This window comes from Sphingomonas sp. (assembly GCF_964263785.1).
Classification (GTDB): Bacteria; Pseudomonadota; Alphaproteobacteria; order Sphingomonadales; family Sphingomonadaceae; genus Sphingomonas.
The window spans coordinates 42846-50858 of the sequence record NZ_CAXVWL010000020.1 but is presented as its reverse complement, the minus strand read 5'-3'; the positions used below and the strand labels follow the sequence as shown (position 1 = coordinate 50858).

Here is an 8013-nt window from a genome sequence, read left to right as displayed (position 1 = left end):
CCGTTCCTATCCGCGAATTACGTCGCGGACGGTCTGATGATGAGTGACGACTTCGACTTTGCTGACGAGGCGGTGGCTGAGGCCGTCGCGTTTGTCGCCGATGACAGTCGCCCTCCTACGCCGGAGGAAACAGCAGCGGCCTTAAAACAACTCAACTGATGTCCGCTTCCCACCCAATAGCGGACGTTCGATCTCTAAATCGGCGAACGGCAGCTTTCGGGATCGGCCTGCTGTTCGTTGAACGACCGATATTGGGCGCATTCCTGACGACAGTCTTGGGAACAGGTCGATGCCCAGACCGGCAACCGCTTGATGGAACGACACTAATCGCCATCTTGAGCGAATGAAGATCTTCATCAGTTCGCTTATCGCCGGTTTCGAGGACATGCGCGCCGCCGCCGTCGCGGCCGTCCGGTCGCTTGGGCATCAGCCCGTCACGGCCGAGACGTTTGATCCCGGCCTGACGTCGCCTAGGATCGCCTGTCTGAAAGGTGTGCGAGATTCGGACCTCGTGGTGATGGTGCTCGGTAGCGCCTACGGCGCGGTGCAGCCCAACTCCGATCTCTCCGCAACGCACGAGGAATGGCGCGAGGCGAAAGACAGGCGGCCCGTGATCGCCTTCGTTCAAGACGGCGTCGACCGTGACGCCCGGCAGGCCGAATTCGTCCGGGAGGTGCAGGATTGGACCGGCGGGTTGTTTCGCGGTGGGTTCCGTGACGCGGACGATCTGCGCGATCAGATGACGCGCACAATTCACAGGCTGGAGCTATCGAGCGCCACGGCCGCGGTGGACGCTACCGAGATGCTGGCGCGGGCGCAGGCGCTGATTCCGCGCGAGGATCGGGGCTTCGTGCGGATGACCGGCCCGTTGCTGCACATCGCCGTCGTCGGCGGGCCGGCCCAGACTATCCTGCGGCCGATAGAGATTGAGAAGCCGGAACTCGCCCGCATGCTCCTGCGCGAGGCCACCTATGGGGGGCATCCGGTTTTCGATCCCGCACACGGCTCGAAGCAGGATCTTCCCGCGGGGATGCTGCGACTGGTCCAGGACACCGGTGCCGAGATCCTGCTGGACGAGCGCGGATCGATACGGCTCAGCGTCCCCGTCGCAAGGGGTACCGGCATGATGGGTGCCCTGATCGAGGAGAACGTCATCGACGCCCTTGACCGTGGTCTGGCCCGTGCCGCCGATATCTTGGGCCGTATCGACGATGCACAGCGCCTCTCGCGGTTGGTGGTCGCGATATCCTTGGCCGGCAACGGGGTGATGGGTTGGCGGACGCGTGGCGAGGACGCGGCGAGCCCGAATTCAATGACCATGTCCAACGCGTTCAGTCAGGGCGAGCGCCCGCCGATCCATTTTCAGCCGCCTGACCGGCCGCGTGCCGCGCTGGAGTTCGATCGGACCCGCATGGTCGAGGATCTTGTGACGCTTTTGAAGCGGCAGTTCAGATAGATCACCCCTCGGCCAGCGGGTGTCGACGTGCTCGCTGACGGGGGCGCAGTCGACCGAGGGCTGTCGACGCGACTTCTCTCGATCAACTGAGAGTCCGGATCCCGTCGAGCAGCACGATCGTCGCGCGGCAGCCGTCCCCGGGTTACCGCTCACTTCAGCTAGACGCCCCTCGTCTTGGGAAATCGCTTGGCGCGCAGCCGGACGACACGATTTTTCCCGCGCAAGTTAATCAACCAGCCACGGTGCGTGCAACCTCGCTTCGCGACTTGCCGCGGCGCGTGGGCATTAGCCTCAGCCAGGGCCCCACGTGCACCGCGCTCATCAGGCCATACATTGTGGCCGACCTTGACGGGTATTATTCGCACGGGTCGCTCATTTGTGGGCCAATGAGCGGAATGACGCCGCATATCGCCTCGACCCGGTCCGCCCAACGCTGCAACGCTACCCGCTTCTCCTTAGCATAGCGGTATAGGTGGTAGGTACCGGCGATCCCGCCCTGCGTGCCGGAGATGTGATTAAGCACCGCCTCAGAATGCTCGAGCGGAACCTTAAGTTCGGCGCATCCCGTGGCCATTGTGCGCCGCAGGTCGTGCATCACCCAGTCCGCAACGATCCGGTTGGTCGCGCGAGCGACAAGTTCGTCGATGGCGAGTTTCGCCTTCGAGAAGCCTGAGATTGGGGTCTTGCCCGTGGTGGTCAGGATGAGGCCATCGCCCAACGTCAGCTTCCGCAGGTGCTTGAGAAGAGCCATGACCTGTCGGCTCAGCGGCACGAGGTGGACCCGCTTGTTCTTCGTGCGGGTGCCTGGGATGATCCATTCCTTCTTGGCGAGATCGATCTCGTCCCACCGGATGCCAGCGACCTCGCGCAGCCGCTGTCCCGTCAGAAGGAGCAGGAGGACAAGGGCTCCGAACTGCCAGGTGATCTTCGATGCGACGCCAACGACGAGTTTGATCTCGAACTTCTGGAGCACGCGCTCCCGCTTCGGCTCCGGGAACGGACGCTTGAGTCCGACCAGCGGATGGCTCTCAAGCTGGTCGTGCTGGATGCCCCACGTGTACATGCGACTGAGCCACTTGTAGGCTTTGTTCCCCGCCGAACGGCTCCGTTCGCCGACGTGGGCCAGCATCTTCTTGACGTCCTTATTGTCGATTTCGGTCACGAGCTGCTCGCCGAACCAAGGCCGCAGGTCGCGGTCGAAGGTGCCCTCGATGTCCTTCCGGCTGCGCAGCTGACCGGCGATGACGTGCTTCTCGATGAAGCGGTCGGCGAAGGCGCCGAACCCGAACTCGCGTCTAGCGCGCGCGGCCGCCTCCTCGGTCTCGGCCGCGAGTTGTTCGGCCATCGCCGGGTCGATGCCCGTCTCGACCACCCTGAGCATTTCCAGCGCCCGTTCGCGCGCGGCGTCGGGGGTCCAGGGCGACCCGTGCGTCCCGATCGTCAGTCGCTTCGCCGTGTTCGATTTCCCGCCGACGCGATACTGGACGACGTAGACCTTACGCCCCGACGCGGACATGACGACGCCGAAGCCCCTGACCTGGTCGTCCCAGAGCCAAGTCCGCTTGCCCTCGGCGGGCGCCTCCATCGCGTCCACCGTCCTCTTGGAAACCTTCGCCGTTGCCACCTCAGTCCTCCTGTTCCGATTGGTACTCATCCGGCACTCAGCCCGAAGGAAACGGGAGGCAACAGTGAGCAATCGAGGCTAGGATACTATCGGTCTGGCACTCAGGGAAACCCACGTCAGGCAACATTAGGCAACGCTAGCAAACACTTATCGTGGACTTGGTAAGGCTGAGGTCGTGAGTTCAATCCTCACCGGCAGCACCATTTCCCCTGACAATCGCGATTGTTCGGGCAGAATCGCGGGCGATCAGGCCGCGTTGTCGATGCCGAGTTCCCCCAGTTTGCGGTAGAGCGTCGAGCGGCCGATCCCCAGTCGCCGCGCAACCTCCGTCATGCGGCCGCGGTAGTGGCCGATGGCAAGGCGGATGACGTCGGCTTCGATGTCCTCGAGCTGGCGCATGTTGCCGTCGGGGTTGAACAGCGTGACTCCGCCCGCGGTCGGCGACGAGTGCGGGGCGATGCGGCGGGCGCCCATGCTGGCGATCTGCGGAAAGTCGGCGCGGGTGAGCGCGGCGCCTTCGCATAGCACCGCCGCGCGAAAGAGCGCGTTCTGGAGCTGGCGGACGTTGCCCGGCCAGTCGTAGCCGCCGAGCAGCTGCAGCGCATCGTCGGTAATGCCGAGCGGGCGCAGGCCCGGCTGGGTGGCGATGCGGGCGAGCAGGTGACGGGCGAGCGCGGGGATGTCCCCGGCGCGTTCGCGCAAGGGCGGAATGGTCACCTGAACGGCGTTGAGGCGGTAATAGAGGTCTTCGCGAAAGTTCCCGGCCTCGACCTCGTCGAGCAGCTTGCGGTTCGTCGCGGCGATCACGCGGACGTCGACTTCGCGGGCGTGGCGCGCGCCCAGCGGCTGGATCTCACCCGTTTGCAGGACGTGCAGCAGCTTGACCTGCGCGTCGAGCGGCATGTCGCCGACCTCGTCCAGGAAAATCGTACCGCCGTCCGCCTCGGCGAAGCGACCGACCTTGCGCTCGAACGCGCCGGTAAAGGCACCGCGTTCATGGCCGAACAGCTCGCTTTCGATGAGGTTGGGGGGGAGCGCGCCGCAATTGACTGCGGTCATCGGCTTCTTGGCGCGCGGCGACGCGGCGTGGATCGCTTCGGCAACGACCTCCTTGCCGACGCCGCTTTCGCCTTCGACCAGGACGGGAATGCGCGCGCGCGCGGCCTTGGCGGCGATGGCGAGCGCGGAACGGAAATCGGGCGCCGAGCCGACGATCTCGTCGAAGGCGAGAAGTGCGGGAATCTTCTCGGTCAGGGGGCGCAGCTCGCCAGACGACGTGCCGCCGACGGCGGTCTCGAGTGCGGCGAGCAGGCGTTCGGGGGCGAGCGGCTTGACAAGGAAATCGGTCGCGCCCGCCCGCATTGCTGCGACCGCATAGGCGACCGAACCGTTGGCGGTGAGCATCAGGATGGGAAGCGCGGGCCGGCGTTCGCGAAGTGCGGCGATGAGATCGGTTGCATCCGCGTCGGGCGCGCAGTGATCGAGCAGGATCGCGTCGAGCTGCATCCCGTCCTGCGTGCCGAGCGTCGCGATCGCCATCTCGCCATCGACGGCGAAGATCGCGCGCCAGCCCGCGCGCGCAGCGAGCGCGGCGACCAGGCGGCGCTGCGCCGGTTCGTCGTCGATCAGCAGAAGCAGGCGCTGGCCGTTGCGCGTCATGTCGTGGTCCCGTCCCCGTTCGGGACGGTCAATAGCGTAGGGCGGTAAAGGCGGACTTAAGCGGGCGGGGGCTTGAGGCGGGCGGGGCGCACGGGTAAGCGTTCATCTTACGCGATCCTGCGACGAGGTGGATGACGATGGCCGACGAGACCAGCAGCGGCAACATGAAGGGCCATGTGGCGACCTATTCCAGCGTCATCGGAATGCTGAAGTGGGGCGCAGTGGCGTGTTTCGTCATTGCCGCAGGGATCATCTGGCTGATCTCGCGGCACTGACGGCGTGAAGATCGCCGTACCCAAGGAGCAGGCCGACGGCGAGACGCGGGTGTCCGCGACTCCGGAAACGGTAAAGAAGTTCATTGCGCTCGGCGCCGACGTCGCGGTCGAGGCCGGTGCGGGCGAGGGTGCGGCGATCGCGGATGCGGCTTATGCCGCTGCGGGCGCGCGCGTCGGCGATCGCGCGCAGACGCTGGCAGGCGCGGACATCGTGCTGGGGGTGCAGGGCGCGGAGCCCGCCGGGCTGAGCGGCGTCGCACCGGGAGCGTGGGTGGTTGCGGGCCTGAATCCTTTTGGTGAGCGCGCCCGCGTGGATGCCTATGCGGCAGCTGGCTTGGAAGCGCTGGCGATGGAGTTCATGCCGCGGATCACGCGGGCGCAATCGATGGACATCCTGAGTTCGCAGTCGAACCTGGCGGGGTACAAAGCGGTGCTCGATGCGGCGGCGGAGTACGGCCGCGCGTTTCCGATGATGATGACCGCGGCGGGGACGGTGAGTGCGGCCAAGGCGTTCGTGATGGGCGTGGGCGTCGCGGGGCTGCAGGCGATCGCGACCGCCAGGCGGCTGGGGGCACAGGTATCGGCGACCGACGTGCGGAGCGCGACGCGCGAGCAGATCATGTCGCTGGGGGCCAAGCCGATCTTCGTCGAGAATGTCGCCGGCATCGAGGGCGAGGGATCGGGCGGCTATGCGGGCGAGATGTCGCCCGAATATCAGGCGGCGCAGGCCGAGTTGTTGTCGGGGCACCTCGCCAAGCAGGACATCGTCATCACCACCGCGCTGATACCGGGGCGGCCCGCGCCGCGGCTGATCTCCGACGCGCAGGTCGCGACGATGCGTGCCGGATCGGTGATCGTCGACCTGGCGGTGGAGAGCGGCGGCAACGTCGAGGGCGCGGTCGCGGGCGAGGTGGTCGAGCGGCACGGCGTGAAGATCGTGGGGCACAGGAACGTCGCCGGACGCTTGCCCGCCGACGCCAGCGCGCTGTTCAGCCGCAACCTGTACAATTTCCTGAACGCCTTCTGGGACAAGGAGGCGGGGCGGCCGGTGCTCGATGCGGAGATCGGCGATGCGGTGCGGCTGACCACGAGTGGGCAAGTGGTGAACGCCAGGCTGCTCGGCGCGTGAGCGCTGTCCTACAGGCTCGAAGGCTGTCATGCTCCGCTCGCGGGGCGTTCCCGCGCTGCGGTGGCTTGGCGTGCAATCCTATCCGTCTATGCGCGACGTTAGTGACCTTTGGAGGCTGACATGGACTTTATCGCGATCCTGTCGATCTTCGTGCTGGCGTGTTTCGTCGGCTATTTCGTCGTGTGGTCGGTGACGCCGGCTTTGCACACGCCGTTGATGGCGGTGACCAATGCGATCTCCAGCGTCATCATCGTCGGTGCGCTGATCGCGTCCGCGGCGGCGGGGTCTCCGATCGCCAAGTGGCTGGGGTTGCTGGCGGTGGTGCTGGCGAGCGTCAACATCTGCGGGGGTTGCGCGGTGACCGCGCGGATGCTGGCGTTGTACAAGAAGAAGGAGCGGCCGGTTGCCAAGTGACCGGGCGTTTGGGGGAACGGCGATGGACCATGTGGCGGTAAACCCTTGGGTAGCGCTGGCGTATCTGGTCGCGGGGGTGTGCTTCATCCTGGCGCTGCGCGGGTTGTCGAGCCCGGTGTCGAGCCAGCGGGGCAACCGGTTCGGCATGGCGGGCATGACGGTCGCGGTCGTCACCACGCTGATCACCCACGAGATCGCGAGCCTGCCCGAGATCGTCGGTGCGATCGCGATCGGTGGGGGTATGGGCTTCCTCATCGCCAAACGCATCGCGATGACCGACATGCCGCAGCTGGTGGCGGGGTTCCATTCGCTGGTCGGGCTGGCCGCAGTGCTGGTCGGGTGCGCGGCGTACCTCAACCCGGAGGCGTTCGGGATCGCGATGCTGATGGTGCCGATGATCGGCCAGCCGGTGGCGATCATCGCGCCGGTAAGCCGGATCGAACTGGGACTGGGCGTCGCGATCGGCGCGATCACCTTTTCGGGAAGCATCATCGCGTTCCTGAAGCTCAACGGCAACATGGGCGGCAAGCCGATCATGCTGCCCGGGCGACACGTCATCAATCTGGCCGTGCTGGCCGCGATCGTCGGGCTGGTCGGCTATTTCACGCAGGACCAGAGCCCGTTCGTCTTCTGGACGATCCTGGGGCTGTCGTTCGCGATCGGCTTCCTGCTCATCATACCGATCGGCGGGGCGGACATGCCGGTCGTGGTCAGCATGCTCAACTCCTATTCGGGCTGGGCAGCAGCGGCGATGGGGTTCACGCTGCACAACACCGCGATGATCATCACGGGCGCTTTGGTGGGAAGCTCGGGCGCGATCCTGAGCTACATCATGTGCCGGGCGATGAACCGCAGCTTCATCAGCGTGATCGCGGGCGGCTTCGGTGCGGAGAGCGGCGGCGGCGGCGCAGCGGCGGCGACCGACCGGCCGTGGAAGCGCGGATCGGCGGAAGATGCGGCGTTCCTGATGAGCCAGGCCGAGCAGGTGGTCATCGTCCCCGGCTACGGCATGGCGGTGGCGCAGGCGCAGCATGTGCTGCGCGAGATGGGTGACAAGCTGAAGGCCGAAGGCGTGCGCGTGAAATACGCGATCCACCCGGTCGCGGGCCGCATGCCGGGGCATATGAACGTACTGCTCGCCGAGGCCAACGTGCCGTACGACGAGGTGTTCGAGCTGGAGGACATCAATTCGGAGTTCGCGCAGACCGATGTCGCGTTCGTGATCGGCGCCAACGACGTGACCAATCCGGCGGCCAAGACCGACGAGACCTCGCCGATCTACGGCATGCCGATCCTGGACGTCGAAAAGGCGAAGACGGTGCTGTTCGTCAAGCGGTCGATGGGCGGTGTCGGCTATGCGGGGGTCGACAACAACGTCTTCTACATGGACAACACGATGATGCTGCTCGCCGACGCCAAGAAGATGGTCGAAGATATCGTCAAGGCGCTCGGCTGA

General features: G+C 65.9%; 7 protein-coding genes. 5 read left to right on the top strand and 2 right to left on the bottom strand.

Features of this window, described 5'->3' with window-relative positions; all coding sequences use genetic code 11:
• The first annotated feature begins 343 nt into the window (after positions 1 to 343).
• Positions 344 to 1456, top strand: a complete 1113-nt coding sequence (locus ACE5C1_RS03100; protein WP_374942598.1) for a DUF4062 domain-containing protein — start codon at positions 344 to 346, stop codon at positions 1454 to 1456.
• Between the two features lie 355 nt (positions 1457 to 1811).
• Here ACE5C1_RS03100 and ACE5C1_RS03095 read toward each other — a convergent pair whose 3' ends face one another.
• Together ACE5C1_RS03095 and ACE5C1_RS03090 are read right to left on the bottom strand one after the other, a co-directional pair.
• Positions 1812 to 3080 (bottom strand): tyrosine-type recombinase/integrase, encoded by a 1269-nt coding sequence (locus ACE5C1_RS03095; protein WP_374942597.1) that lies wholly within the window; start codon positions 3078 to 3080, stop codon positions 1812 to 1814.
• Between the two features lie 246 nt (positions 3081 to 3326).
• Positions 3327 to 4739 (bottom strand): sigma-54-dependent transcriptional regulator, encoded by a 1413-nt coding sequence (locus ACE5C1_RS03090; protein WP_374942596.1) that lies wholly within the window; start codon positions 4737 to 4739, stop codon positions 3327 to 3329.
• Positions 4740 to 4876: 137 nt separating this feature from the next.
• On the opposite strand from ACE5C1_RS03090, the gene ACE5C1_RS03085 reads away from it, so the two are divergent.
• The 4 genes from ACE5C1_RS03085 to ACE5C1_RS03070 all read left to right on the top strand — a co-directional run bounded on the left by ACE5C1_RS03085 (position 4877) and on the right by ACE5C1_RS03070 (position 8013).
• Positions 4877 to 5014, top strand: coding sequence for an aa3-type cytochrome c oxidase subunit IV (locus ACE5C1_RS03085; protein WP_374942595.1), 138 nt, complete (start codon positions 4877 to 4879; stop codon positions 5012 to 5014).
• A gap of 4 nt (positions 5015 to 5018) precedes the next feature.
• Positions 5019 to 6143 carry an NAD(P) transhydrogenase subunit alpha gene (locus tag ACE5C1_RS03080; RefSeq protein ID WP_374942594.1) on the top strand — a complete coding sequence of 375 codons (1125 nt, stop codon included), beginning with the start codon at positions 5019 to 5021 and terminating at the stop codon, positions 6141 to 6143.
• 120 nt (positions 6144 to 6263) lie between these two features.
• The gene (locus tag ACE5C1_RS03075) at positions 6264 to 6557 is read left to right on the top strand and encodes an NAD(P) transhydrogenase subunit alpha (protein WP_374942593.1); all 294 of its coding nucleotides are present in this window, start codon (positions 6264 to 6266) and stop codon (positions 6555 to 6557) included.
• Between the two features lie 22 nt (positions 6558 to 6579).
• Positions 6580 to 8013 carry an NAD(P)(+) transhydrogenase (Re/Si-specific) subunit beta gene (locus tag ACE5C1_RS03070; protein WP_374942592.1) on the top strand — a complete coding sequence of 478 codons (1434 nt, stop codon included), beginning with the start codon at positions 6580 to 6582 and terminating at the stop codon, positions 8011 to 8013.

What these genes read in the sequence shown, in the direction of transcription:
- ACE5C1_RS03100 (WP_374942598.1), top strand. Translation starts at nt 344, where the DNA reads ATGAAGATCTTCATCAGTTCGCTTATCGCCGGTTTCGAGGACATGCGC.
- ACE5C1_RS03085 (WP_374942595.1), top strand. Translation starts at nt 4,877, where the DNA reads ATGGCCGACGAGACCAGCAGCGGCAACATGAAGGGCCATGTGGCGACC.
- ACE5C1_RS03090 (WP_374942596.1), bottom strand. Translation starts at nt 4,739, where the DNA reads ATGACGCGCAACGGCCAGCGCCTGCTTCTGCTGATCGACGACGAACCG.
- ACE5C1_RS03070 (WP_374942592.1), top strand. Translation starts at nt 6,580, where the DNA reads ATGGACCATGTGGCGGTAAACCCTTGGGTAGCGCTGGCGTATCTGGTC.
- ACE5C1_RS03075 (WP_374942593.1), top strand. Translation starts at nt 6,264, where the DNA reads ATGGACTTTATCGCGATCCTGTCGATCTTCGTGCTGGCGTGTTTCGTC.